Origin of the sequence: Streptomyces sp. NPDC057565 (assembly GCF_042801455.1) — a bacterium.
GTDB classification, from domain to species: Bacteria; Actinomycetota; Actinomycetes; order Streptomycetales; family Streptomycetaceae; genus Streptomyces; species Streptomyces yanii.
The window spans coordinates 44,785-69,632 of the sequence record NZ_JBHVFU010000041.1 but is presented as its reverse complement, the minus strand read 5'-3'; the positions used below and the strand labels follow the sequence as shown (position 1 = coordinate 69,632).

The following is a 24,848-nucleotide window of genomic DNA, read 5'->3' as shown; positions in this document are numbered from 1 at the left end:
CGGGGCCCTGTCCGTGCAGCTGACGCCGACGACCGCTCAAGGATGAGCAGGAGCACGGGCAGGCTTACGGATCACCGCCCGTCGGCCTTGGCGGCAGCGTCGATGGCCGCGAGTGAGCGGCGGGCCTGGTTGCGGTCCGTCGTGTACCAGAAGTCGGGAAGCGAGGCCCGGAGATAGCTGCCGTACCGGGCATTGGCCAGCCTCGGGTCGAGCACCGCGACCACACCCTTGTCGCCTGTGGCTCTGACCAGACGACCGGCACCCTGGGCCATCAGCAGTGCGGCATGGGTCGCCGCGACAGCCATGAACCCATTGCCCCCCGCCTCCTCGACGGCCTTCTGGCGCGCGCTCATCAGCGGGTCGTCGGGACGCGGGAACGGGATCCGGTCCATGATCACCAACTGGCAGCTCGCCCCCGGGACATCGACGCCCTGCCAGAGCGAGAGTGTGCCGAAGAGGCAGGTCTCGGGGTCGGCCGCGAAGTTCTTGATCAGCTCACCCAGCGTCTCCTCACCCTGCAGCAGGATCGGCTTGTCGAGTCGGCCACGCAGTTCCTCCGCGGCGGCCTGGGCTGCCCTCATGGACGAGAAAAGCCCGAGCGTGCGCCCGCCGGCGGCCTCGACCAGTTCGGTGAGCTCGTCCAGCATGTCGGTGCGCGAACCCTCCCGGCCGGGCGTGGCCAGGTGCTTGGCGACGTACAGGATGCCCTGCTTCGGGTAGTCGAAGGGCGAGCCGACGTCGAGCCCCTTCCACTGCGGGAGGTCGTCGCCCGCGGTGCCCTCGGGGGCCAGGCCCAGGGACGCGCCCACACCGTTGAAGTCGCCGCCGAGCTTGAGCGTGGCGGAGGTGAGGACGACGGAGCGTTCCGCGAAGAGCTTCTCGCGCAGGAGACCGGAGACGGAGAGCGGGGCGACGCGCACGGACGCACCGAAGCGGTCATGGCGCTCGTACCAGACGACGTCGTACTCGGACCCCTGGGTGATGCGCTCGGCGACGCCGTGGATCGTCTCCACGGAGGCCATTGCCTGCTTGCGGACGGCGTCCTCGTCCTGGACGGACTTGTCGCGGGTGGACCCCAGGGCCGTGATCACGGTGCGAGCAGCGTCGCGGAGCGCCATCAACGCGTAGCCGAGGTCCTCCGGAATCTCTTCCAGACGGCCGGGGAGCGCCAGCTCCATCACCCGCTCGAAGCCCTCCGCCGCGGTCTGCAGGGCGTCGGCGGCCTTCTCGTTGACCAGCTTCGCCGCACGACGCACGGCCCGGTTCACCTGCCCGGGGGTGAGTTCTCCGGTGGCCACTCCGGTGACCCGGGAAACCAGCTCATGGGCCTCGTCGACGATCAGCACTTCATGCTGCGGGAGCACCGGGGCCCCCTCGATCGCGTCGATGGCGAGGAGCGCGTGGTTGGTGACGACGACATCGGCGAGCTTGGCGCGCTCGCGGGCCATCTCCGCGAAGCACTCCGCGCCGTACGCGCACTTGCTGGCGCCCAGGCACTCCCGGGAGGAGACGGAGACCTGCGCCCAGGCCCGGTCGGAGACGCCGGGGGTGAGGTCGTCGCGGTCTCCGGTCTCGGTCTCGTCCGACCAGTCCCGCAGCCGCAGCAGGTCCTGGCCGAGCTTGCTCGACGGCGCCGCGGCCTCGAACTGGTCGAAGAGTCCCTCTTCCTCTTCCTGCGGGACACCTTCGTGGAGCCGGTGCAGACAGAGATAGTTCGAGCGCCCCTTGAGCATCGCGAACTGGGGTCGACGGCGCAGCAGCGGATGCAGGGCGTCGACCGTACGCGGAAGGTCTCGCTCCACGAGCTGGCGCTGCAGCGCCAGGGTGGCCGTGGCGACCACGACGCGCTCCCCGTGCGCCAGCGCGGGCACCAGGTAACCGAGAGACTTGCCCGTGCCGGTACCGGCCTGGACCAGCAGATGGGAATTGTCGTCGACGGCCTCGGCAACGGCCTCGGCCATGGAGGCCTGACCAGGCCGCTCCGTACCGCCGACGGCGGTCACGGCGGCGTGCAGAAGCTCGGGGAGGGATGGCTTTGTCATAGCGCGACCAGCCTACGGTGCACGACTGACAACGGGGATCACTCCAGGACTCACGCGGAGGGGTGGAGTGGATTGGGAACCGTGCCGTGGACGGCGGCGTGGGGGCGCTCGGGCCGGTCGCGGTAGCCGTCACGATACAGACGGTTGCGGTTGAGGCAGAGGCGTTCTATGCGCGGCGTCAGCATGTCGAACATCTCGAAGCGGTCCTTGAGCTCAGGAAAGCGGGCGTGGTGGCGCAGGATCTCGGCTCGGACGAGTGACCAGAATTCGTCCTCCGGGACAGCCAGCTGCTCCTCGCACAGCCTGGACAGGAATCGGAAGACACCGACGAAGAGCCCTGAGTGGATGAACTGGGTGAGGAAGCCGGGCTCCTCGGTGAGAAGGATGCTGCGTACGTCGTCCGGCATGGTCGCGTGCTCCGGCAGCGGCCGGGCGCTGATGTTCACATCGTCGACGAAGTCCTTGATCGCCAGTCGTACGGGCACGTCCTGGCCGTCGAAGACCACGATGGCGTTCTCGCCGTGCGGGGAGAAGACCGTGCCGTACTGGTAGAGGAAGTGCAGCAGCGGCGGGAGCAGTGCGGCGAAGAGCCGGGTCAGCCAGACGGAGGGGGTCAGACCCGAGCGGGCGACGAGCTCGGCGGTGAAGGCGCGGCCCTGCGGATCCGTGTGGAGCAGCGACGCAAGGGTGCGGGCGCGCTCACCGGGCGCGAGCCGGGGGTGGAGCGGTTCTCGCCAGATCGCGCCGAGGATTTCCTTGAACTGGTACGGGATCTCGGGGAGGTGGTCGTAGAGCGGGTGCGCGACCGTTACGGAGGCAACCTCTCCGAGCAGGATGACCCCACAGGTGTCACGCAGAAAGGGGTCGCGGTCGCGCAGTCCCTGCACCCAGGTGGTGACGGCGGGCGCAGCGAGGGTCCGCTCGGTCGGCAGCCCCCGCCAGACCAGCGTGTTGAGGATCGACAGCGGCAGTTTGACGGTGTGCCGGTCGGAGTGTCCGAGGTTGGCGAAGGTACGGATGGACTGCTGTGGCAACCGTAGGTCCTCGTCGGTGTGCAGCGGAACGATGTCGCCGTCGGCGATGGCCGGGGCGAACAGCGGAACGATCCATTCGTCCCACTGCCAGGGGTGCACGGGAAGAAAGAGGTAGGAGTCCGGGTCGAGGCCGCGGGCGCGGAGTCCGGCTGCGAATGATGCACGGACCAGGGCGTCGAGTTCCTGCGCGTACAGCTGCTCGGGAGTGGCAAGGCGGGTCACACCTCGGTAGCCGGCGATCCGGGTGCTCACGGCGATCCACGGCAGCCTGACCGGTCTGCGGGCCTCGGGCGTGAAGCGGGAGACGTCGGCGGCGGAGAATCCGAGGCGCCCCTTGTTGGCGACGAGCCACGGATGGCCGGTCTGGTGTCCCTCGAGCTCGGCGTAGTCGAGTTCGGCCAGCCGGGCGGCGGTGAACGCTGTGTGGTCCAGCCGGGCGTCGGCGGCGAGTGTGGTGGTGATCTCGCGGATGAGGTGGCCGAGCGTGGCGCCGTCGAGTTCGAGAAGACGGTGGGCGCGGGCGAGGAACTGGAGCGGGTCGCCGAACGGGATGGTCCCGGTGCTCTCGTCCCGACCGGTACCCGCGGGTGCGTTCCGGTCGGTCACGCGCATCGAGTCGGGGGCGACGTGCCAGCCGCCGTAGACGCCCCGGCCGGCGCAGAAGTTCAGGGTTTCGCCGTCGTCCAGTGCAAGGGTGTAGGAGTCGCTCCCGGCGACCCCGGGAACCGGCTCGATGATTTCCTCGTAGGCGAACTCTCCGAGCATTTTCGCGAGCAGGCGGGCGGCAGCCCGTTCCCAGACCGTCCGGTTCAGTTCTGGAGTGCTGAGCAGCGCGGGAGACTCCGCTGGTTCATGGCTCGCAGGATTGTTCGGCACGGGGACTCCTCGGGACGGAACCGATGGGCTTCGAGCGGTGTAAGTAATGCAACAGGTCGTTCACAGCTGGGCACGGTGGGCTCGGTCGCGGACCATCAGGGCGGCTCGCTTGTCGGGGAGTTCGACTTCCGCGGAGAACCGGAAGCCGGCGCTCAGGAAGGCGGAGACGGAGGGGGTGTTGCGCAGGTCGGGTTCCGCTACGACGCGTGCGCAGAGAGGACGGTTGTCGAGTACAAGGTCGGAGACGGCCCGGAGCAGGGTGGTACCTACCCCGCGCCCGCGGTTGTTCACGCCGCCGATGAGGAGGTGGATTCCGGTGTCATGCGGTCGGGCGGGATAGTGGCGCGCCAATGGGTCGAGGTCCGCACGATAGATCTCCCAGTAGCTCATAGGAATGCCGGAGAGCACGCCCAGGCAGGGGACGCTGCGTCCGTCACCGTCGAGCTGCGGGCGTAGATGGGTGGCGGTGACGGCTTCGGCCCCTGCGAGTTCCCAGAAGGCGGCGACTGCGGGGTCGTTCATCCAACGGCTGATCACGGACAGGTCGCGGTCCAGCCGCACGGGGACGAGTTGGAACACTCCAGCAGTAGTGGTGACCGGGCGCCATTCGGCCGGGTTGTCGAGCAGGTCGGAGGTACTGGACAGGACGGTGGCCGGTGTTGTTGCCGGTGTGTCTTCCCCGAACAGCGCGAGGAACTCGTCGGGGAGCTTCAGGTCCAGGGTGTCCTCCACGCCCGTACCCGTCCCTGGGGCGGGACCGGTTCCTGCATCCGCGTGCGCATCGTCGGGAGGCACGGTGGCGCTCTCCTCTCAGCGGTTCAGGCAGTTCGGTGGTTCAGGCGGTGGTCATGTTCCTTCAGGCGTACAGGGGGTTGGCGATGGTGACATAGACGGACTGAGTGTCGACGGGGCCGACGAGTTCGTCGAGACCGTGCAGTCGGGTCAGCATGTTGGCCTTGCACCGCAGGTGCGGGTTCTGCAGCAGCTGCGCGGGAAGCGGGGAGCCGAGGCCGGTGACACCGCCGAGGAATCGTCGGAAGCCGGCGATGAGCACTCGTTCATCGGCGAGATGCTCGGCGCCGAAGGCTCCGATCAGGCCGAAGATGTTGTTGATGCCCAGGTAGTAGGCGAAGCGCTCGTCGGTGACCGCATCGGAGACGAAGGTGTCGCTGACGGTTCCGATGCCGGGGAGCCTCTGCTCAAGTGCTGGGCGATGCGATTCGCGGAAATAGTAGCCCTGGTTGTCCCGATACCGGCCTCCGATGGGCCAGCCGGAGGCGTCGAGCAGCACCAGCGTGTTCTGCTGGTGGGCTTCCAGGGCGACGCCTGCCGCGGCATCGAGCCAGAGCACGGGGCGCACGACCCGGTCGAGGTAGCGCAGGAACCACTCGGCGGCGACCGCTCCCTTGGTTCTGCCGGTGGAGGCAGCGAGGCGGAAGACGATGTCGGCGAGGCGCGATTGCATGCCTGGCCGGTCGGACCAGGGGCGCGGGGAAGTCAGCCCGGCGATGCACACCGCATCGTCGTGCGGGCCGAAGGGGTTGTGACGCAGCATGACATCGAGGCCGGGGACGGGTTCGCCACCCGGTGTGTCGACGGCGAGCCAGGCCGGGTCGCGAACGATGTCGAAGCCGGGGTGGACGGCGTGCCACTGCGCAGCGAGTCCACTGCGGAGCAGCCGGTGGACCTCCACGCCCCGGTGAAGTTCCTTGCGGAGATTCTCACGACGGGAGTTGGTGATGCGTACGCCGAGGGAGAGCTTGAGCATGACGTCGGCGCCGGGCTGATGGACGGTACGGACGGAGGAGGTGGGGTGCCAGGGCTCGCCGTGCGGTCCCAGGTCATGGAGAAGACCGGCTTCGAGCAGGGCCGCGACGTCCGGACGGCTGCCCAGTTCCCGCGCCTGCCAGGGGTGGAGCGGAATCGGTGCCGTGTTGGCGGGGAGGTGCAGTCCGTCGGCGTGGGAGGCGACGAGGTCTTCGGCGGGGACGGGGCGGCCTCCGTCCGTCCAGGAGGAATCTGTGGCCAGCAAGGAGCGGTCCACAGCCATCCAGTGCAGCGGGAAGGAGCCGTGCAACTCCGGTGAGTAGAGCCGGGATTCGGCCTCGGAGATGCCTTCGCGGCTCTTGGGGCTGGGGTGCAGGGGGTGGCCCAGCAAAAGCGACTGCTCGGCGGTGAGGAAGAGGTCCGAGTCGGCGGGAGGCGCGGGTGTGCGGCGTCGCTCGGCGATGAAACCGGCTGTCCGGCGCACGGAGTCGGCAACCCTGGCCACCATGTCGGCACCTTCGTTGCGGTCCGCCTCGCGCCCCAGGAGGGCGGCGACGGTGACAGCATCGGTGGTCGGGGCCTCGTCGGGTGCGTGCTCCAGGATGGGCGGGCCGAAGCGGTGCCATCCCGTGGCGGACCAATAGAGGACGGGGACGAGAAGGTCGGTGCCGCTGGCGGGAAGCGGGATGCGGAGAGTGTTGCCGTCGGGTCGGGGCAGATCGTTCTCGCGGACCCAGCAGCGCAGCAGGTTCTCGACGCCTGATGCGTCTGCCGCCCGGAGCGCGTCCGGGTGGTCGAGAGGATCGACCGTTCCTGCGCTGGCAGGGGGTGCTTGCGGAGTACACCGCTCGCCATGGAGGGATGCCATCTGGCGCGGCACCGTCGTCTGCTCGACTGCCACTCGGCCGACGAGCACGGACTGGCCTCGTTGCTGGCCGACGGGGGCGCCGTCGGCCTCGGGCGCGGGCGCGGGGGTGGGGTTCACGGCGGTCTTTCTTGTGAGGGTGCCCGGGTCAGTGGGTCGACCCGGTGGTGATTCGGCGATGCGGCAGGCGTTCAGCGGCTGCCAGGGCGTCGGCGAGGCGGTCGACGACCGCCGTGGCCTGTTCGTCGGTGAGTGTGAGCGGAGGGAGTAGGCGTACAACACTGGAGTGGCGTCCGCCGAGTTCGACGATGAGGCCGCGCCGGAGGCATTCCTGCTGGACAGCGGCGGCGAGGACCGGATCGGGCGGTGCCTCGGTGGCGCCTCCGGTACCGCACGTGAGCGGGGCGGACTCGGGGTCGACGAGTTCGACCCCGATCATCAGCCCCCGTCCGCGGACGTCTCCGATGCACGAGTGGTCGGTGGCCAGCGTGCGGAGGCGGGCGAGCATACGGGCGCCGAGCGACGAGGCGTGCTCGGCGAGCCGATGCTCGCGCACGTAGGCGAGGGTGGCCGTGCCGGCGGCCATCGCCAGTTGATTGCCGCGGAATGTGCCCGCGTGGGCGCCCGGTTGCCAGGTGTCCAGTTCGGAGCGGTAAATGATCACTGCAAGCGGGAGGGAACCACCGATGGCCTTCGAGAGCACCATCACATCAGGGGTGATCCCGCTGTGCTCAACTGCCCACAAGGCGCCGGTCCGGCCGACGCCGGTCTGGACCTCGTCGGCGATCAGGGGGATGGACCGGGAGGCGGTGATCTCACGCATCCGACGCATCCAGCCGTCGGGCGCGGGGTTCACGCCGCCCTCCCCCTGCACCGGTTCGAGGATCATGCCGGCCGGCGCGGGCACTCCGCCCTTGGGATCGTCCAGCAGGCTCTCGGTCCAACGGGCGGCGATGTCGGCACCGCGTTCGCCACCGATACCGAACGGGCACCGGTACTGCAGCGGGAAGGGGAGTCGGGTCACGCGGACGTCCTCGGCTCCGCCCGAGGCCGCAAGGGCTCCCTCCGTCATCCCGTGGTAGGCGCCGGTGAAGGCCAGGAGTCCGCTGCGCCCGGTCGCGGCACGGACCAGTTTGAAGGCCGCCTCGACGGCGTCCGTTCCGGCCGGTCCACAGAACTGGATGCGGGCGTTGTCGGCGAACTGCCGTGGCAATGTGGCGAACAGTTCCGTGGTGAAGGCGTCCTTGACCGGGGTCGCGAGGTCGAGGACATGGAGGGGCGCACCCGAGTCGATGACCTTCTTGATCGCTTCCAGAACCACCGGATGGTTGTGCCCGAGCGCCAGAGTGCCGGCTCCGGAGAGACAGTCGAGATAGCGCCGTCCGTCCGCACCTTCGATGGTCAGCCCGCGGGCCCGCACCGGCACGATCGGCAGTGACCGCGCATAGGTGCGAGCGGCCGATTCGCGCAGCGACTGGCGGCGCAGGATTCCCTCGTGCACCGCGGGTGGTGCCACCGGAGCTGGTTCGGTCACGGCCACGGCTTCTGGTCCTCCCGCTGTCACAGTTGCGTTGCACGTCAGTACGTTGCCGGAAGGACGGACTGCGGCGATGAACTCTGTCCGTAAGTCCCTCGTACGTACCAACGACGCCGGACGCACGGGATCACGGGTAAATCGGAAGATCCTTGCGGAGACGGAACCGTGGACCTGCTGCGTACCGTCCCCACCGGCACCGGCATAGTGGGGGGCCGTGCCGACACTCCGGGCACCATCACCGGAGTGCGAGGCGCGTTCGGAAGAGTGCCCAAATGCACTACAGAAGTGCTGAGTTACGAAGTCCCAGGGGGATCACCGCATGCGACCGATTCGACCAGTTCTCACCGCACGTCCGGGGAGGAGCGGACGTCGCCTGCCCTCCTCCGTGCTCGCTGTGGCCGCGGTCACCGCTGTTCTCGCACTCACGGCCACTGCCTGCGGGCCGAGCGAGGACGGTGCGAATGCCGAGCCGAGCAACTCCGTCGGGCAGACCTCGGATGACAAGATCACTATTCCGGATGATCTGCGGGACCGGCTCAAGGAACACGGAGTCGACCTCGACAAGTGGAAGAACGGCGAGTGGAAGAACTGGGACAAGGACACGTGGCTGCGTGAGGCCAAGGACTTCATCAACCCGATCATCGAGGGACTCTGGGACCCGGACCGTATGCGGGATGCCGACCAGGCGCCCGAGCAGCCGGTCGACAACGACATCTCGGGTGACAAGGGTGTGACGGACCCGACGCCCGTGCCGGTCCGGGCCACAAATGTGCAGTCGCCGTACCACGGCAATGCCGCAGAGTCGGGGAAGCTCTTCTTCGACGGCCCCGAGGGTTCCATGGTCTGCTCCGCAACCGTGGTGAAGGACCCGGCCAATCCCGGAAAGTCCAACATGGTGTGGACCGCCGGACACTGTGTACACGCGGGCAAGAAGGGCGGCTGGTACCGCAACATCGCCTTCGTGCCGTCGTACAACAACAGCGGCCTGTCGCTCACCGAACTGAAGAACGCGCCCAAGGAGAAGATCGCTCCCTACGGCGTGTGGTGGGGGCAGTGGGCGCAGACCTCCGACCAGTGGATCGCCGACGGTGGCCCCACCGGTGGCCAGGGAGCCGCGTACGACTTCGCGGTCCTGCATGTGGCCCCGGAAAAGGGATCGACCGGGAAATCCCTTGAGGAGACGATCGGTTCGGCGCTGCCCGTCGAGTTCAACGCCCCGGCCGTGCCGAAGGTCGACAACATGACGGCAACCGGATTCCCGGCTGCTCCGCCGTACGACGGCCAGAAGATGCTGCAGTGCAAGGACAAGCCGGGCCGCCTCTCGCTCACCGAGGCAGACCCGACGATGTACCGCATCGGGTGCTCCATGACCGGCGGCTCCTCCGGCGGTGGCTGGGTCGCGGCGGGCCAGGACGGCAAGCCCGCACTGGTGTCGAACACGTCCATCGGCCCAGTGACGGCCGGCTGGCTGGCAGGGCCGCGCCTCGGCAAGGAGGCCAAGGGCGTCTACGACGCGGTCAGCAAGAAGTACGCAGGACAGTAACGCGCACGAACTGCCACCGGCAGCATTGCCGGTGACGGTTGTTCAGGGAACCCTCGGCACGACAGCAGTCCGTCGGGGGTGCCTGGGGGCCGGGCACCCGGCCCCCAGGCACCCCCTCATGCACCGGTGCTCGGTGGCGGGAAGCATCCGCCGGACCGTCATAGGGTGGGCCTGCATCTCGGGTTGGCCATCGGTCCGACCCCCAACATGACACGTTCATGGCATTTTCTGAGTGTTTCAGGGGGAAACTTTCCATGCGATCCATACGTCCACTGCTCGTCGCGACCGGCCTCGTCGCCGCTCTCGCGTTGACGGCCACAGCATGTGGTCCGAGCGAGGACAAGGCGGCCGACAAGCCCGCCGCCGAATCCGCCGGTGGCAACGGCACCGGCGGCGGCATATCCGCCGATCTGGCCGAGACGCTCAAGAAGCACGGCGTCGACCCGGAGAAGTGGAAGAACGGCGAGTGGAAGAACTGGGACAAGGACACGTGGCTGCGTGAGGCAAAGGACTTCGTCAACCCGGTGATCGACGGGCTGTGGAAGCCCGAGCGGATGAAGTCCGCCAAGGACCCGGCGAAGACGATGGCGGCCAGTGACTTCTCCGGCGACCAGGGCGTCACGGACCCTGAACCCGCGCCGGTCAAGGCAGAGCCCGAGGACCTCCCGTACCACGAACATGCCGCCCCGGTCGGCAAGGTGTTCTTCGACTCCCCCGAGGGGTCCATGGTCTGCTCGGGCACGGTCGTCAAGGACCCGAAGAACCCGGGCAGGTCCAACCTGGTGTGGACGGCCGGACACTGTGTTCACGCCGGTTCGAAGGGTGGCTGGTACCGCAACATCGTCTTCGTTCCCGCCTACAACGACAAAGGCAAGTCCGCCGCCGCGCTGGAGAACGCCCGGCCCGAGGAGATCGCCCCGTACGGCGCGTTCTGGGCCGACTGGGTCACGACCTCCGGTGAGTGGATCGCAGATGGCGGCCCCACAGGCGGCGAGGGCGCTCCGTACGACTACTCCGTGCTGCACGTGAAGCCGGAATCCGGCACCAAGTCGCTTGAGGAGACCGTGGGGAACGCCCTGCCGGTCAACTTCGACGCCCCCGAGATCTCGCAGATCAGCGCCATGGGCGCCTGGGGCTACCCCGCCGCCGCCCCGTACGACGGTCTGATCATGCATAAGTGCATCGACCGTCCAGGCCGGCTCTCCATCAGCCCCAGCACTCCGACGATGTATCGCATCGGCTGCACCATGACCGGCGGTTCCTCCGGTGGCGGCTGGTTCAGTGAGGGCTCCGGCGGCAAGCTGGCGCTGGTCTCCAACACCTCCATCGGCCCGGCGACTGCGGGCTGGCTCGCAGGACCCCACCTGGGCCGGGGCGCGCAGGAGATCTTCACCATGATGAGCGACAAGTTCGCCGGCCGGTAGTCACGGTCGGGTGCACGCCCGAAGGCCCGCTCCCTCACGACGAGGGGGCGGGCCTTCGGTCCGTACTGTGTCGTGCTGTCAGTGCGCCACGGGCACGAACGGCGCAAGGTCCGCGGCCAGTTCCTCGTGCACCCGCGCCTTGAGGAGGGTGCCCTCCGAGGTGTGTTCCTCGGAGATCACTTCGCCGTCGGCGTGCGCCCGGGAGATGAGTCCGCCGTGCGTGTACGGGACGAGTGCCTCGATCTCGACCGACGGCCGGGGCAGTTCGGCATCGATGAGCGCGAGCAGCTCGTCGATTCCGGCCCCGGTCCGCGCCGAGACGGCGATGGCGTGCTTCTCGTTCCGCAGCAGACGCTGGAGGACCAGCGGGTCGGTCGCATCCGCCTTGTTGATCACCACGACCTCGGGTACGTCCAGCGCACCCACTTCGCGGATCACTTCGCGCACCGCGGCGAGCTGCTCCTCGGGTACCGGGTGCGAGCCGTCCACCACGTGCAGGATCAGGTCGGACTCGCCGACCTCCTCCATGGTGGAGCGGAACGCCTCGACGAGGTGGTGCGGAAGGTGCCGAACGAACCCGACGGTGTCGGCCAGGGTGTAGAGCCGGCCGGTCGGCGTCTCGGCCCGGCGCACGGTCGGGTCGAGTGTGGCGAAGAGTGCGTTCTCCACCAGGACGCCCGCCCCCGTCAGCCGGTTGAGCAGCGACGACTTGCCTGCGTTGGTGTAACCGGCGATGGCGACCGAGGGAACCTTGTTGCGCTTGCGCTCCTGCCGCTTGATCTCGCGGCCGGTCTTCATCTCCGCGATCTCCCGGCGCATCTTCGCCATCTTCTCGCGGATCCGGCGCCGGTCCGTTTCGATCTTGGTCTCACCGGGACCACGGGTGGCCATGCCGCCACCGCCGCTGGAACCGCCGCCGCCCATCTGACGGGAGAGCGACTGCCCCCAACCGCGCAGGCGCGGCAGCATGTACTGCATCTGTGCCAGCGAGACCTGTGCCTTGCCCTCTCGGGACTTGGCGTGCTGGGCGAAGATGTCGAGGATCAGGGCGGTCCTGTCGACCACCTTGACCTTGACGACGTCCTCCAGATGGATCAGCTGGCCGGGGCTGAGCTCACCGTCGCAGACGACGGTGTCGGCTCCTGATTCAAGGACGATGTCACGCAGCTCCAGCGCCTTGCCCGAGCCGATGTAGGTGGCCGGGTCGGGCTTGTCGCGCCGTTGGAAGACGGCTTCCAGCACCTGAGCACCCGCCGTCTCGGCCAGCGCCGCCAGCTCCGCGAGGGAGTTCTCGGCGTCCTGCACGGTCCCCGAGGTCCAGACGCCGACCAGCACCACACGCTCCAGGCGCAGCTGTCGGTACTCGACCTCGGTGACGTCCTCAAGCTCTGTGGAGAGGCCCGCCACACGCCGCAGTGCCGCGCGCTCGGAGCGGTCGAACTGCTCGCCGTCCCGCTCTCCGTCGATCTCGTGGCTCCAGGCGACGTCCTCTTCCATCAGGGCGTGGGCCCGAAGGCTTTCGGTGAGGCTCTCGGTGACGTTCTCCGTGGCACTCTGCGCATTCTGCGCGTCCTGGGGAAGGGAAGAAGAGGAGGTCATTGGATCCTTACGTCGATGGGAGTCCGTTACGTCAGTCACAACGCGTGACCTGTCCGGAAGATTCCCGCTCGGGAGAATCTCCGGTCCGGCCGCCGCGGCGACCCGTCGATAGTGGCACGGCCCGGACGGCCCCGTCACCCGGGTTTACCGGTGTCCGGCGGGCTGCGTGCTGTGCCAGTCCGGGTGCCCGGGCATCGGCGGGGTCTTCTCGCCGTACAGCCAGCCGTCGAAGAATGCGGTCAGGTCGCGTCCCGCAATCTCTGACGCCAGCCGGACGAAGTCCGCCGTGGTGGCGGTGGAGTCCCGGTGCTTCCTCACCCAGCGGCGTTCCAGCCGGCCGAAGGCGCTCTTGCCGATCTCCTGTCGCAGCGCGTAGAGGACCAGCGCGCTGCCGTCGTACACCACGGGCCGGAAGAGGCTGATCTTCTGTCCCGGCGAGGGCGCGGAGGGACGGGCCGGCGGTCCTCCGACCGCGCGCCAGCCGTCGGACTGGGTGTAGGCGTCACGCATCCGGTTCACCAGGGACTTCTTGGCGTGCTCCTCCGCGTAGCGGGCCTCGTACCAGCTGGCATGTCCCTCGCTGAGCCAGAGATCGGACCATGCCTGCGGGGAGACGCTGTCGCCGAACCAGTGGTGGGCCAGCTCATGAACCATGAGCGAGTCGACGTACCACTGGGGATATGCCTTGTTGGTGAACAGGGTCCGTTCGAAGAGCGTCAGTGTCTGGGTCTCCAGCTCGAAACCGGTCTCCGTGTCGGCGACCAGCAGTCCGTACGTCTCGAAGGGGTAGCGGCCGACCTGGCGCTCCATCCACTCCAACTGTCCGGGCGTCTTCTTGAGCCAGGGCTCCAGGCGGGCGGCGTCCGCGGCCGGCACCACATCACGAACCGGCAGCCCGTGCGGCCCCGTCCGCTTCCGGACGGTCGAGTGCCCGATGGAGACCTGGGCCAGTTCGGTGGCCATGGGGTGCTCGGTCCGATACGTCCAGGTGGTCGAGGCGCCGTGCCGGACCGTCCCGGCGGGCAGGCCGTTGGCCACCACCGTCAGGTCCTTGGGGGCGGTCACCCGGAAGGTGAAGTAGGCCTTGTCGGAGGGGTGGTCATTGCTGGGGAAGACCCGGTGCGCGGCGTCGGCCTGGTTGGCCATGGCCAGGCCGTCGGAGGTGCGCAGCCAACCGCCACTGTCCTGGTCGCCGCGTGGGTCGCTGGTGTGCCGGACGGTGATCCGGAGCGGCACTCCGGCGGGCAGCGTGCCGAGGGGCTCGACGACAAGGTCCTCGCCCGTGACGGCGAAGTCGGCGCGCAGGCCGTTGACCGCGACGGAACGGACGGTGCCGCGGGTGAAGTCGAGGTTGATCCGGTCCAGCGGCTCGGTGGTCCGCGCGTCGATCGTGGTGACGGCGTCCAGGGGTGTGCGGTTGTTGCCGTGGTAGGTGAATCCGATGTCGTACGAGAGGACGTCGTACCCCGGGTTGCCGAGGGTGGGGAAGAGTGAATCCCCGATGCCGAGCGGCATGGGTGAGGGCAGGGTGGCGGCAACGAGGGTGGCCGATGCGGTGGCCAGCAGGGCGGCCCGCAGGCGGCGGGGGATGAGCGGCATGGACTACGGCTATCAGCGACCCGCGCGGGTACGGGCGCGGCACGCGCCGCGCCACTCGAACGAGGTCGCCAGGACAGCTGGGCGCCGCGGACGGCTGGTTCAGACGGCGGCGGCCGGGTGCTGGGCGCGGTTCACGTCGTACACCCCCGGTACGTCCCGCATCGCACGCATCAGTGCGGGCAGTCCGGCTGCGTCCGGGAGCTGCAGGGTGTAGGTGTGCCGAACACGTTGTTCGTTGGGCGGTTCCACGGTGGCGGAGATGATCGCCGCATCCGCCGACGCGATGGCCTCGGTGAGATCGGCGAGCAGCCCTGGCCGGCCGAAGGACTCGGCGACCAGCGTGACCCGGCATTCCGCCGCGTCGCCCCAGCCCACCGTGACGGGCGTCCGGCCCCCTGCCCGCATCCGGGCCACCCCGGGACACTCTCGCCGGTGTACCGTGACGGCGCCGCCGCGCACGGTGAATCCGGTGACGTCGTCGGGCGGTACGGGGGTGCAGCAGCCTGCGAGCCGTACGGTGGCGTCGGGCATGCCCACGACGACGGTCGCGGCGCGGCGTGCGGCCCGGTTGACTCCGGCGTCCGACGGGTCCGCCGGCTGCCGCTCGGGCCTGCGGCCCGCGGGCTGGCTGCCGTACGTCCCCTGGGCGCCCTCCGGGTGGGCGTCGAGCCACCCGGTGATGGCGATGCGCGCAGCGGCCGTACGGGCGTGGTCGAGCCAGTCCGGTGAGGGACCGGAGGCGGCGTCCTCGGCGAGCAGCAGCTGCACGGTGTCCCCGTCGCTGAGCACGGTGGAGAGCGTGGCGAGCCGACCGTTGACCCTGGCCCCGATACAGCTGTGGGCCTCGTCGCCGTACTGCGCGTAGGCGGCGTCGACGCAACTGGCGCCGGCGGGGAGTCCGAGTGTGCCGCCATCGGTACGGAAGACCGTGATCTCGCGGTCCTCGGCGAGGTCGGCGCGGAGGGTGGTCCAGAAGGTGTCCGAATCGGGGGCGGACTGCTGCCAGGCGAGGAGCCGGGAGAGCCAGCCGGGCCGGGTCGGGTCGGCGCGCTCGCCGTCCGCGGGTTCGGCCTGCGGCAGCGCGGAGGTGCCGTCCGCGGTGTAGGGGTTGCCGAGGGCGATCACACCCGCCTCGGCGACCTTGTGCATCCGATGGGTACGGATGAGGACTTCCGCGACTGCGCCCTCCGCGCCCACGACAGCCGTGTGCAGCGACTGGTACAGGTTGAATTTGGGAGCCGCGATGAAGTCCTTGAACTCGGAGATCACGGGGGTGAAGCAGGTGTGGAGCTCGCCGAGGACGGCGTAGCAGTCGGCGTCCTCGCCGACGAGCACGAGCAGCCGCCCGAAGTCGGTGCCGCGCAGCTCTCCGCGTTTGATCCTGACGCGGTGCACGGAGACGTAATGGCGGGGCCTGATGAGGACTTCTGCGGGGATGTCGGCGTCCCGCAGCACGGTTCTGACGTTCTCGGCGATGGCTGAGAGGAGGTCGCCGGTGGCTCCCGGGGAGCCGGATTCCGGTACCGAGGCCGCGGCGATCAGTGCCCGAGTGTGTGCGTACTCCTCGGGATGGAGGATCGCGAAGACAAGATCCTCCAGCTCGGTCTTGAGTGCCTGCACCCCGAGCCGTTCGGCGAGCGGGATCAGCACGTCGCGGGTGACCCTGGCGATCCTCGCCTGTTTTTCCGGGCGCATCACCCCGAGGGTGCGCATGTTGTGCAGCCGGTCGGCAAGCTTGATCGACATGACCCGGACGTCGTCCCCGGTGGCGACCAGCATCTTGCGGAACGTCTCGGGTTCGGCCGCCGCCCCGTAGTCGACCTTCTCCAGTTTGGTGACGCCGTCGACGAGGTAGCAGACCTCGTCGCCGAACTGTTCCCGCACCTGATCGAGGGTCACCTCGGTGTCCTCGACCGTGTCGTGGAGCAGCGAAGCGGTCAGTGTCGTGGTCTCGGCCCCGAGTTCGGCAAGGATCAGCGTGACCGCGAGCGGGTGCGTGATGTAGGGCTCGCCGCTCTTGCGCATCTGCCCCCGGTGGGAGGACTCTGCCAGGACGTAGGCCTTGTGGAGGATGCTGAGATCGGCGTCCGGGTAGTGGGCCCGGTGGGCCTCGGCGACGTGGCCGATCGCGTCGGGCAGCCGGTCACGGGAGACCGGTCCGAGCACGGCGACGCGGCCGAGCCTGCGGAGATCGATGCGGGGGCGGCCTCGTCTGCGGATGGGAGCACCTGGGTTGGTGGCCTCTGCGCTCATGGGGGCACCTCCGGCAAACGTCGACCGGCGGTGGGGAGGTGCGGACGCGCCTCCGGGCCGGTGCTTGATGCTACCGACCCCACCACGTGGGGGAGTCCGGCTCTCGCTCAGCGTGAACCGGATCACCCATTCGAGCGAGGCTCTAGCCAGTCACCGTTTCGAGCCAGGCCGGATCGATCTTGCCCTCGGCGACGATGACAGCGGCTCCGGTCATCTCGATCTCGCCGTCCGGCCGCTCGGTGATCACGAGGGTGCCGCCCGGCAGATCGACGGTGTACGTGACCGGCGTACCGGTCTCGGCGGGGTCCGCGCCGTCCCTACGGGCGGCGGCGACAGCCACGGCGCAGGCGCCGGTGCCACAGGAGCGGGTCTCGCCCGAACCGCGCTCGTGGACCCGCATCGCCACATGGCGCGGTCCGCGGTCCACGACGAACTCGATGTTGACGCCGTCGGGGTAGACGGCGGCAGGGCTGAACGGCGGTACGGAGCGCAGCTCGCCCGCGTGTGCCAGGTCGTCGACGAAGGCCACCGCGTGCGGGTTGCCCATGTTGACGTTGCGCGCGTCCCAGCTGCGGCCGTCCACGGTGACCGTGACGCCGTCCTCGGGGAGCAGGGCGCGCCCCATGAAGACCGTGATGTCGCCGCCCTTGGCGAGGTGGACCTTCTTCACGCCGCCGCGGGTCGCGACCGCGAGGTCGCCCTCCTCGACCAGGCCGGCGCGCTGCAGATAGTGGGCGAAGACCCGCACTCCGTTGCCGCACATCTCGGCGATCGAGCCGTCGGCATTGCGGTAGTCCATGAACCACTCGGCGTCGGCCGCCATGGTCCACGCCTCGGGGTGTGCGGCGGACCGGACGACGTGCAGCAGCCCGTCGCCGCCGATACCGGCCCGCCGGTCGCAGAGCCGGGCGACGACGGATGCGGGCAGGTCGACGGCGTTGTCCGGGTCGGGAACGATCACGAAGTCGTTCTCGGTGCCATGACCCTTGAGGAAGGCGATCTGCGAGGTGCTCACAGGGCAACTGTACGAGGCCGCGCCGACAGCGGACGAAGCCGGTCCGAACGGTGGACGGGCGCAAGCCCGGACTCAGCGCAGTCGCGCCACGCGCCAGATGGCCAGTGCGACCAGTGCGCCGGACACGGCCACGTACAGGGCGATCACGCGCCAGTCGGGGCGCTCCCCCGAGCCCCGGGGCGGCAGGCCCGGCCAGGTGTGGCCGACACGGCGGGCGGCCATCATCCCCCAGCCCGCCGCGCAGCAGCTGATCAGCAGACCGAGCATGGCGACGACCGCGCCCCCGTCGCCGAACTCGAAGGCGAGCGGGAAGGCGAACATCAGCGAACCGACCGCGGCAAGCATGACGATCGGGGCGAGCTGCCAGATCCTCAGACGGCGCGCGGGCCGCAGCTCGACCTCGACCTCGGGGGTCACCTGGGGCTCGTCGGGCCCGTCAGGGCTCAGACGTCCCGCCTCGTGCTGCGCGTTCGGTGCGTCTTGTTCTGTGTCGCGAGGGCCGGCCTCCATCGCCACGCGCCCTCCCAACTCGGACTCCACTGGTCGATCGATGCTCGATGATGGCACGCTCCCGGTCGCCTTCATGACGGGCAGGGCTTCCCGATGCCATCACGTGATCAGGCTGTAACCGCCCGTTCGACCAACGCCAGCGCCTGCTGCGGGAGTTCCCCGCGGTGCTCCGCAGCGCCGCTCAGCCACCGGACGCGGGGGTCGCGGCGGAACCAGGAGTCCTGACGCCGCGCGAAGCGTTTGGTGGCGCGAACCGTCTCGGCGCGTGCCTCGCCCTCCGTGCACTCGTTGGCCAGTGCGGCAAGCACCTGCTGATAGCCGAGCGCACGGGAGGCGGTGCGCCCCTCACGCAGACCGCGGGCCTCCAGAGTCCGCACCTCGTCCACGAGTCCTGCCTCCCACATCCGGTCGACCCGGACGGCGATGCGTTCGTCGAGTTCGGGGCGGGCCACGTCGACACCGATCTGGACCGCGTCGTAGACCGCTTCGTGACCCGGAAGGTTGGCCGTGAAGGGCTTGCCGGTGATCTCGATGACTTCGAGGGCCCGGACGATGCGGCGGCCGTTGCTCGGCAGGATGGCGCGACCCGCCTCGGGGTCCGCGGCGGCGAGCCTGCCGTGCAGTGCCCCTGAGCCGTGATCCGCCAGTTCCTGTTCCAGTCTGGCGCGCACACCGGGGTCCGTGCCGGGGAATTCCAGTGCGTCGATCGCACCCTTCACGTACAGCCCGGAGCCGCCGACCAGAACCGGGGTCCGGCCCTCGGCGAGCAGCCGGTCGATCTCGGCGCGGGCCAGCCGCTGGTACTCGGCGACGCTGGCCGTCTCGGTCACGTCCCAGATGTCCAGCAGACGGTGGGGTACGGATCCGCGCTCGGCGAGTGTCAGCTTCGCGGTGCCGATATCCATCCCCCGGTAGAGCTGCATGGAGTCGGCATTGATCACTTCGCCACCGAGCTGCTGGGCCAGGAATACCCCCAGATCGGACTTTCCGGCTGCAGTGGGACCGACGACGGCGATGACCCGCGGTGCGGGAGATGGACTACTCACCGCCCCAGTCTCGCAAATCTCCAGGCCTCTCCCCGAACGAGTTACGTGACGGCACGAAGCCGGGGTCGTTTGCTGTTCCGAGGTTTCGCGCGCCGGTTCGGACCGGCCCCCCGTCCGGCAGGTGGTCGGACGACCGAAGGCTCGACGAGGGCCGGCGAACGAGAGCCCGAGTGACACAAGGAGACGCTCCGGGCGGCGCGGAATTTCGATCGCACGAGTAAAATATGGAGCAAATATGGGCGTTTTTTCATGGTTCCGCCGTCCCTCCTCCGGAGCGGTCGAGGCGTCGGCCGAGGAAGCCGCCGGCCCGCCGACGGACGAGGCTTCCCAGGTCGCCGCGTCGGCCTCGTCCGGCGCGACGGTGGGCGAGTCGGTGAGGTCCACCGGGTCGGAGTCCTCCGAGGGCGTGGAGATCCCGAAGCAGCAGTCGGCCGACGAAGCGGTGGACAACGGGACCGGAGAGAACGCCCACACGTAGTCCCCCAGCAGGGAAGGTGTCCGATGGGCTTCATGGACAGTCTGAAGGCCAAGCTGAGTCCGGCGAAGGACAAGGTCGGCGGCCTCGCGCAGCAGCACGGGGACAAGATCGACCATGGGATCGACAAGGCCGCACGGACGGTCGATCAAAAGACAAAAGGCAAGTACAGCGACAAGATCGAGTCCGGCTCGCAGAAGGCCAAGGATGCGATTGACCGTCTGTCCCACATGGGCGAGGGCGGTACGCCGCCGCCGGCTTCCTGACCTCGGCACCTCGACCTGATCACGGTGGACGGCCGTGGAGCGGCTTCGCTCCACGGCCGTCACGTGCTGCGCCGCCCGGAGACTCTCCGGACCGGTCCGAAACCAACCAGGTCCGGTCTCAGGACCAGGTGGCGACCATGTATCCGACGCCGTACGGAGCGTCCTCGTAAAGCAGCCGCCCGCTCAGCCCGGCTCCTTCCGCCGCACCCGCCAGCACCTGCCACGGCGCCCGGCCCGCCACCTTCAGTTCGCACGCCAGCGACTCGTCCAGCGCACGCAGCACGGCGAGGTCCGCGGCGCCCAGGGCCCGTGCCACCTCCGTGTCGAACGAGAGGGCGCGCTCGTCCAGATAGCCGGGGGCCTTGACTGTGCGGCAGGCGCTGCCGTCGCCCATCACCAGCATGGCCACGCGGCGGGCCCTGGCCGCCAGCTCCCGTCCGGTGCTCGCGCAGAGCCCGGCTTCGAGAGTCTCCCCCACGCCGAGACCCTCGATCGGCGCGTCCGCCCACTTCGCACGGGCAAGGAGCCAGGCGCCGACGGAGAGGGACGGCGGAAGCGAGCGCTCCGCCGTAGCCCCGGGGGCTCCCCCGAGCCCGAGCCGGACGTCGAGATCGACGCCGAAGCCCTTGAAGGAGCCCGGGGCCCCCTCGGGATGCGACCCCCGGCCATCGGGATCCGCGGGCCCGACCACGATCAGCAGGTCGGGACGGGCCGCGGCGAGCACGCCGAGGGCGTCGATGCACGCGGTCCTCGCGGCTCGGAGCTCGGGCGCGGCTCCGGCGGCGACCTCGGGTACCAGCACGGGCGGACAGGGGCAGACAGCTGCGGCGACAAGCATGCTGGGAGCGTACTGCGTCAGCCGATTCCGCCTGTTTCCCCGTCCCCTCCGGCCACAGGTCCGCGACCCGGCGTACCGGCCGCGGGTTCATGCCGCCTTTTCCTGCGAGGTCAGTCGCACCCGCAGCCGGGAGCCGCCGCGGGCGGCAGCGGCGCCGGGGCGCCGATGCCGGGCAGCCCCAGCATCACTCCGGCCGGCTTGGCGGCCTCGGCGACGGTGCGCCTCTCCCAGGCGTCCCCGGACCGGGTCCGCCTCACGCCGAGCGGCGCGCCCTCGGCGAGCAGGTGGTGCGGGGCGGCGTAGGTGATCTCGACCGTCACCACATCGCCGGGGCGCACGTCCTCCTCCGGCTTCGTGAAGTGGACCAGACGGTTGTCGGGAGCACGGCCGGAGAGACGGTGTGTGGCGCCGTCCTTACGGCCCTCGCCCTCGGCGACCATGATCTCCAGGGTGCGGCCGACCTGCTTCTTGTTCTCGTCCCAGGAGATCTCCTCCTGGAGGGCGGACAGGCGCATGTACCGCTCCTGGACGACCTCCTTCGGGATCTGCCCCTCCATGTCGGCAGCCGGGGTTCCGGGCCGCTTGGAGTACTGGAAGGTGAAGGCGTTGGCGAAGCGCGCCTGACGGACCGCGTGCATGGTCTGCTCGAAGTCCTCCTCCGTCTCGCCGGGGAAGCCCACGATGATGTCGGTGGAGATAGCCGCGTCCGGCATCGCGGCGCGTACCTTCTCGATGATGCCGAGGAACCGCTCCTGCCGGTACGAGCGCCGCATCGCCTTGAGGATCGTGTCCGAACCCGACTGCATCGGCATGTGCAGCTGCGGCATGACGTTCGGTGTCTCGGCCATCGCCGCGATCACGTCGTCGGTGAAGTCGCGGGGGTGCGGCGAAGTGAAGCGGACCCGCTCCAGGCCCTCGATCTTCCCGCAGGCGCGCAGCAGCTTGGAGAAGGCCTCGCGGTCGCCGATGTCGGAGCCGTACGCGTTCACGTTCTGGCCGAGCAGGGTGATCTCGGAGACTCCCTCGGCGACCAGTGCCTCGATCTCGGCCAGGATGTCGCCGGTGCGACGGTCCTTCTCCTTGCCGCGCAGCGCCGGGACGATGCAGAAGGTGCAGGTGTTGTTGCAGCCGACGGAGATGGAGACCCACGCGGCGTAGGCGGACTCGCGGCGGGTGGGGAGGGTGGAGGGGAACGCCTCCAGGGATTCGGCGATCTCGATCTGCGCCTCCTCCTGGATACGGGCGCGCTCCAGAAGTACCGGCAGCTTGCCGATGTTGTGCGTTCCGAAGACGACGTCGACCCATGGGGCCCGCTGGACGATCGTGTCGCGGTCCTTCTGCGCCAGACAGCCGCCGACCGCGATCTGCATCCCGGGCCGCTTCGTCTTCATCGGGGCAAGCCGGCCGAGATTGCCGTAGAGCTTGTTGTCCGCGTTCTCCCGCACCGCGCAGGTGTTGAAGACGACGACATCGGCGTCACCGTCGGCGCCCTCGGGCGCACGTACGTACCCCGCGCCCTCCAGCAGCCCCGACAGCCGCTCGGAGTCGTGGACGTTCATCTGGCACCCGTAGGTGCGCACCTCGTACGTTTTCAAACCCTCTACCTCGCTCATCTCGTCCACCAGGGTACGAGGTCGTACGGGCACCCCGGGCCCCTCTTCCACAGGACCGGCCCTGGCCATCACGAGGAGTGAGCTGGCAGGATCGCGCCATGCTCCAGGCACTGTCCCGTATCGGCCGCCGACGCACTCTTCAGGGGGGCGCCGTCGTCGCCGTCGTTCTCGGGCTGCTGCTGTGGTGGGTACTGCCGCTCGGGGATCCGCCGCCGAGCGGATCGCTGACCTTCAGCACAGGGGTGCGCAGCGGGGTCTACCACCGCTACGGCGAGCGGCTCAGGGGAGCGCTCGCCAAGGACCTGCCCATGGTCTCGATACAGCTGCAGACCAGCGAGGGCTCCCAGCAGAACATCGAGCGGGTGGCGACCGGGAAGGCCGACTTCACCATCGCCACGACCGATGCCCTCGCCACATATCTACGGGACGGCAAGGCAGGGGCCGACCGGCTGCGCGGCTGTGTCCGGCTGTACGACGACTACATCCAGCTGGTGGTGCCCCAGGACTCGGACGTGCAGACCGTCTCGGATCTCGCCGGCAAGCGGATCGGGGTGGGGCAGAAGGGTTCGGGCGTGCGGTTGGTCGCCGACCGGCTGATGACCGCCGCGGGTCTTGATCCGACGCACGGCATCACTCCGGTCCCGGCCGGGATCGACACGATGCCGACGCAGTTGCAGAACGGCCTTCTCGACGCCTTCTTCTGGTCCGGCGGGCTGCCGACCACTGCTGTGCAGGAGCTGTCGGACCGCTTCCCGATCAGACTGGTGCCCCTGGAGGCATCGCTGATCAAGCGGCTGCGGGCCGGTGGCGGCCCCACCCGCTACTACCGCTCGGCCGTGATGCCTGCCGACGCGTACCGCAGCGCCCAGCAGGGATCGGCCATCACGACGGTGGCCGTCGCCAACGTGCTGGTCACCACGGACCGCACGGATCCGGCGATGACCGAGGCGTTCACCCGGACGGTGATCGACAGCCGGGACCGCATCGGAAGCGAGGTGCATGCGGCGCAGCTGGTGGATCTGCGGACGGCGATCTACACCGATCCGCTGGAGCTGCACGACGGGGCCAGACGCTACTACCGGTCGGTCAAGCCCTGACGCACTCCGTCGGGAAGCGCCGTCGCGGCACCCGGTACAGGAGTCAGTCGCTCGGACCGTTGCGCGGAACCGCCACCGTCACCCGCAGTCCGTGCGGCTCGTGCGGGGTATAGGAGAGAGAGCCGCCGCCCGCGGCGAGCAGTGCGTGGGAAATGGAGAGCCCGAGACCGGACCCCTGCACGTTCTGGTGCTGGGCGCTGCGCCAGAAGCGGTCGCCGATCCGCTCCAGCTCCTCATCGGTCAGCCCCGGGCCGCGGTCGGCGACCGCCACGGTGACGGTGTCGCGGTCGGCCGCGACGGTGACACGGACCTCTTCACCGGCGGGGGTGAACTTGCACGCGTTGTCGATGACGGCGTCGAGGGCACTGGACAGCGCGATGGGGTCCGCCCAGGCTGTCACGGCGGACGCCCCGTCCGCCGTCAGCCGTACACCGTTCTCCTCCGCGAACGGGCGCCAGGAAGCCACCCGTTCCGCGGTGAGCGCGCCTATGTCGGTGAGCTGGAGGTCGGCCGCGGCGTGCTCGGCCAGCGCCAGGTCCAGCAGGTCGTCCAGGACCTGCCCGAGGCGCTTTCCCTCCGTGCGGACGGAGGCGATCTCCTCGTTCCCCTCGGGGAGTTCGAGGGCGAGGAGCTCGATGCGCAGCAGCAGCGCGGCGAGCGGGTTGCGCAGTTGGTGCGAGGCGTCGGCGACGAAAGCGCGCTGCTGCTCCAGCACTTCCTCGACGTTGTCGGCCATCTCGTTGAACGAACGGGCCAGGCGTCTGAGTTCGGGCGGCCCTCCCGATGCCGCCACCCTGGACCGCATCCGGCCGCTGGCGATGTCGTGGGTCGCCGCGTCCAGGGTCTGGACGGGCAGCAGGACCCAGCCGGTGAGCCGGATAGCGGCGCCGACGGCCACCAGCATGGCGACCACCTCGCCCACCGCGATCAGCAGCCAGCCGCGCAGCGTGCGGGTGCGCATCTCGCCGGTGGGCGAGTCGAGGACGACGACGGCGACCACATCGCCGTCCCGTACGACGGGCGAGGCGACGACGACCCGGCCGCTCTGCCAGGGCCAGACCTGCGGCGGATCATGACTGCGGCGCCCGAGGAGCGCCTCCCTGAACGCCTCGCGGCCCGCCCCCTGGAAAGGGAGCCGCCAGTCGGCCGGTGCCTTCGCCATGGCGGTGTCGTCGCGGTAGAAGACGCCGGCCCGGATTCCGTACACCGAGTCGTACATCTCCAGCTCCGCCTGGAGCACGCGGCGCCGTTCGTCGTTGCTGCCGGTCGGTTCCGTGACGAACTGGGCCAGTGCGGCGAAGCGCGCCGTGTCGTCGATGCGGTCGATCACCACGCTCTGCTGCTGGGCGGCGGCCACGCTCACAGCCAGCGGAAAGCCGAGCGCGAGCAGCACGGCCGCCATGAGGACGATGAGCAGAGGGAGAAGACGGGTACGCACCGGGGACGTAC

At 69.4% G+C, this 24,848-nt stretch carries 19 protein-coding genes; 5 read left to right on the top strand and 14 right to left on the bottom strand.

Translation table 11 applies throughout. From position 1 onward, the window contains the following. Positions 1–71 precede the first annotated feature (71 nt). From ACFU8W_RS38605 to ACFU8W_RS38585, 5 genes are all read right to left on the bottom strand, one after another. Positions 72–2,042, bottom strand: coding sequence for an ATP-dependent DNA helicase (locus ACFU8W_RS38605; protein ID WP_384047906.1), 1,971 nt, complete (start codon positions 2,040–2,042; stop codon positions 72–74). A gap of 50 nt (positions 2,043–2,092) precedes the next feature. Further along, the gene (locus tag ACFU8W_RS38600; RefSeq protein ID WP_384047904.1) at positions 2,093–3,952 is read right to left on the bottom strand and encodes an IucA/IucC family protein; all 1,860 of its coding nucleotides are present in this window, start codon (positions 3,950–3,952) and stop codon (positions 2,093–2,095) included. Between the two features lie 60 nt (positions 3,953–4,012). Beyond that, positions 4,013–4,747 carry a GNAT family N-acetyltransferase gene (locus tag ACFU8W_RS38595; RefSeq protein WP_384047901.1) on the bottom strand — a complete coding sequence of 245 codons (735 nt, stop codon included), beginning with the start codon at positions 4,745–4,747 and terminating at the stop codon, positions 4,013–4,015. 61 nt (positions 4,748–4,808) lie between these two features. Continuing rightward, on the bottom strand, positions 4,809–6,704 hold the full coding sequence (locus ACFU8W_RS38590; RefSeq protein ID WP_384047898.1) for an IucA/IucC family protein: 1,896 nt from the start codon (positions 6,702–6,704) through the stop codon (positions 4,809–4,811). A gap of 28 nt (positions 6,705–6,732) precedes the next feature. After that, on the bottom strand, positions 6,733–8,124 hold the full coding sequence (locus tag ACFU8W_RS38585) for a diaminobutyrate--2-oxoglutarate transaminase family protein (RefSeq protein ID WP_384047895.1): 1,392 nt from the start codon (positions 8,122–8,124) through the stop codon (positions 6,733–6,735). Between the two features lie 316 nt (positions 8,125–8,440). On the opposite strand from ACFU8W_RS38585, the gene ACFU8W_RS38580 reads away from it, so the two are divergent. Both ACFU8W_RS38580 and ACFU8W_RS38575 read left to right on the top strand, forming a co-directional pair. Then, positions 8,441–9,664 (top strand): trypsin-like serine peptidase, encoded by a 1,224-nt coding sequence (locus tag ACFU8W_RS38580; RefSeq protein WP_384047892.1) that lies wholly within the window; start codon positions 8,441–8,443, stop codon positions 9,662–9,664. 254 nt (positions 9,665–9,918) lie between these two features. Next, positions 9,919–11,088 carry a trypsin-like serine peptidase gene (locus ACFU8W_RS38575; protein ID WP_384047889.1) on the top strand — a complete coding sequence of 390 codons (1,170 nt, stop codon included), beginning with the start codon at positions 9,919–9,921 and terminating at the stop codon, positions 11,086–11,088. A gap of 78 nt (positions 11,089–11,166) precedes the next feature. On the opposite strand, the gene hflX is transcribed toward ACFU8W_RS38575, so the two are convergent. From hflX to miaA, 6 genes are all read right to left on the bottom strand, one after another. Next, the gene (gene hflX, locus ACFU8W_RS38570; RefSeq protein WP_345514357.1) at positions 11,167–12,687 is read right to left on the bottom strand and encodes a GTPase HflX; all 1,521 of its coding nucleotides are present in this window, start codon (positions 12,685–12,687) and stop codon (positions 11,167–11,169) included. 144 nt (positions 12,688–12,831) lie between these two features. Further along, positions 12,832–14,286 carry a M1 family metallopeptidase gene (locus tag ACFU8W_RS38565; protein WP_384047885.1) on the bottom strand — a complete coding sequence of 485 codons (1,455 nt, stop codon included), beginning with the start codon at positions 14,284–14,286 and terminating at the stop codon, positions 12,832–12,834. Positions 14,287–14,385: 99 nt separating this feature from the next. Continuing rightward, complete coding sequence (locus tag ACFU8W_RS38560; RefSeq protein ID WP_384047882.1) at positions 14,386–16,539, bottom strand: RelA/SpoT family protein; 2,154 nt, start codon at positions 16,537–16,539, stop codon at positions 14,386–14,388. Between the two features lie 142 nt (positions 16,540–16,681). Further along, positions 16,682–17,554: a diaminopimelate epimerase gene (gene dapF / locus ACFU8W_RS38555; RefSeq protein ID WP_384047879.1), complete on the bottom strand. Its 873-nt coding sequence runs from the start codon at positions 17,552–17,554 to the stop codon at positions 16,682–16,684. Positions 17,555–17,626: 72 nt separating this feature from the next. Continuing rightward, the gene (locus ACFU8W_RS38550; protein WP_345514361.1) at positions 17,627–18,064 is read right to left on the bottom strand and encodes a hypothetical protein; all 438 of its coding nucleotides are present in this window, start codon (positions 18,062–18,064) and stop codon (positions 17,627–17,629) included. Positions 18,065–18,171: 107 nt separating this feature from the next. Continuing rightward, positions 18,172–19,110 (bottom strand): tRNA (adenosine(37)-N6)-dimethylallyltransferase MiaA, encoded by a 939-nt coding sequence (gene miaA / locus ACFU8W_RS38545; RefSeq protein WP_384047876.1) that lies wholly within the window; start codon positions 19,108–19,110, stop codon positions 18,172–18,174. Between the two features lie 235 nt (positions 19,111–19,345). Between miaA and ACFU8W_RS38540 the strand changes: the two genes are divergently transcribed. Together ACFU8W_RS38540 and ACFU8W_RS38535 are read left to right on the top strand one after the other, a co-directional pair. Further along, complete coding sequence (locus tag ACFU8W_RS38540; protein WP_384047873.1) at positions 19,346–19,588, top strand: hypothetical protein; 243 nt, start codon at positions 19,346–19,348, stop codon at positions 19,586–19,588. Between the two features lie 23 nt (positions 19,589–19,611). Next, positions 19,612–19,851, top strand: coding sequence for an antitoxin (locus tag ACFU8W_RS38535; RefSeq protein WP_266980792.1), 240 nt, complete (start codon positions 19,612–19,614; stop codon positions 19,849–19,851). Positions 19,852–19,969: 118 nt separating this feature from the next. Here the strand turns inward: ACFU8W_RS38535 and ACFU8W_RS38530 are convergent, their stop codons facing one another. After that, positions 19,970–20,689 carry a class III extradiol dioxygenase subunit B-like domain-containing protein gene (locus tag ACFU8W_RS38530; RefSeq protein WP_384047870.1) on the bottom strand — a complete coding sequence of 240 codons (720 nt, stop codon included), beginning with the start codon at positions 20,687–20,689 and terminating at the stop codon, positions 19,970–19,972. 110 nt (positions 20,690–20,799) lie between these two features. Beyond that, positions 20,800–22,302 carry a tRNA (N6-isopentenyl adenosine(37)-C2)-methylthiotransferase MiaB gene (gene miaB, locus ACFU8W_RS38525; protein WP_266990422.1) on the bottom strand — a complete coding sequence of 501 codons (1,503 nt, stop codon included), beginning with the start codon at positions 22,300–22,302 and terminating at the stop codon, positions 20,800–20,802. Between the two features lie 98 nt (positions 22,303–22,400). Between miaB and ACFU8W_RS38520 the strand changes: the two genes are divergently transcribed. After that, positions 22,401–23,399 (top strand): TAXI family TRAP transporter solute-binding subunit, encoded by a 999-nt coding sequence (locus ACFU8W_RS38520; protein WP_384047866.1) that lies wholly within the window; start codon positions 22,401–22,403, stop codon positions 23,397–23,399. Between the two features lie 43 nt (positions 23,400–23,442). On the opposite strand, the gene ACFU8W_RS38515 is transcribed toward ACFU8W_RS38520, so the two are convergent. Then, a complete protein-coding gene (locus ACFU8W_RS38515) occupies positions 23,443–24,837 on the bottom strand; it encodes an ATP-binding protein (protein WP_384047863.1) in 1,395 nt (464 codons plus the stop codon). Positions 24,838–24,848: the final 11 nt, after the last annotated feature.

Coding starts and splice junctions, on each gene's coding strand:
- miaB (WP_266990422.1), bottom strand. CDS start 22,302: ATGAGCGAGGTAGAGGGTTTGAAAACGTACGAGGTGCGCACCTACGGG.
- ACFU8W_RS38605 (WP_384047906.1), bottom strand. CDS start 2,042: ATGACAAAGCCATCCCTCCCCGAGCTTCTGCACGCCGCCGTGACCGCC.
- ACFU8W_RS38540 (WP_384047873.1), top strand. CDS start 19,346: ATGGGCGTTTTTTCATGGTTCCGCCGTCCCTCCTCCGGAGCGGTCGAG.
- ACFU8W_RS38560 (WP_384047882.1), bottom strand. CDS start 16,539: ATGAGCGCAGAGGCCACCAACCCAGGTGCTCCCATCCGCAGACGAGGC.
- ACFU8W_RS38565 (WP_384047885.1), bottom strand. CDS start 14,286: ATGCCGCTCATCCCCCGCCGCCTGCGGGCCGCCCTGCTGGCCACCGCA.
- ACFU8W_RS38580 (WP_384047892.1), top strand. CDS start 8,441: ATGCGACCGATTCGACCAGTTCTCACCGCACGTCCGGGGAGGAGCGGA.
- ACFU8W_RS38535 (WP_266980792.1), top strand. CDS start 19,612: ATGGGCTTCATGGACAGTCTGAAGGCCAAGCTGAGTCCGGCGAAGGAC.
- ACFU8W_RS38520 (WP_384047866.1), top strand. CDS start 22,401: ATGCTCCAGGCACTGTCCCGTATCGGCCGCCGACGCACTCTTCAGGGG.
- ACFU8W_RS38550 (WP_345514361.1), bottom strand. CDS start 18,064: ATGGAGGCCGGCCCTCGCGACACAGAACAAGACGCACCGAACGCGCAG.
- ACFU8W_RS38530 (WP_384047870.1), bottom strand. CDS start 20,689: ATGCTTGTCGCCGCAGCTGTCTGCCCCTGTCCGCCCGTGCTGGTACCC.
- hflX (WP_345514357.1), bottom strand. CDS start 12,687: ATGACCTCCTCTTCTTCCCTTCCCCAGGACGCGCAGAATGCGCAGAGT.
- ACFU8W_RS38575 (WP_384047889.1), top strand. CDS start 9,919: ATGCGATCCATACGTCCACTGCTCGTCGCGACCGGCCTCGTCGCCGCT.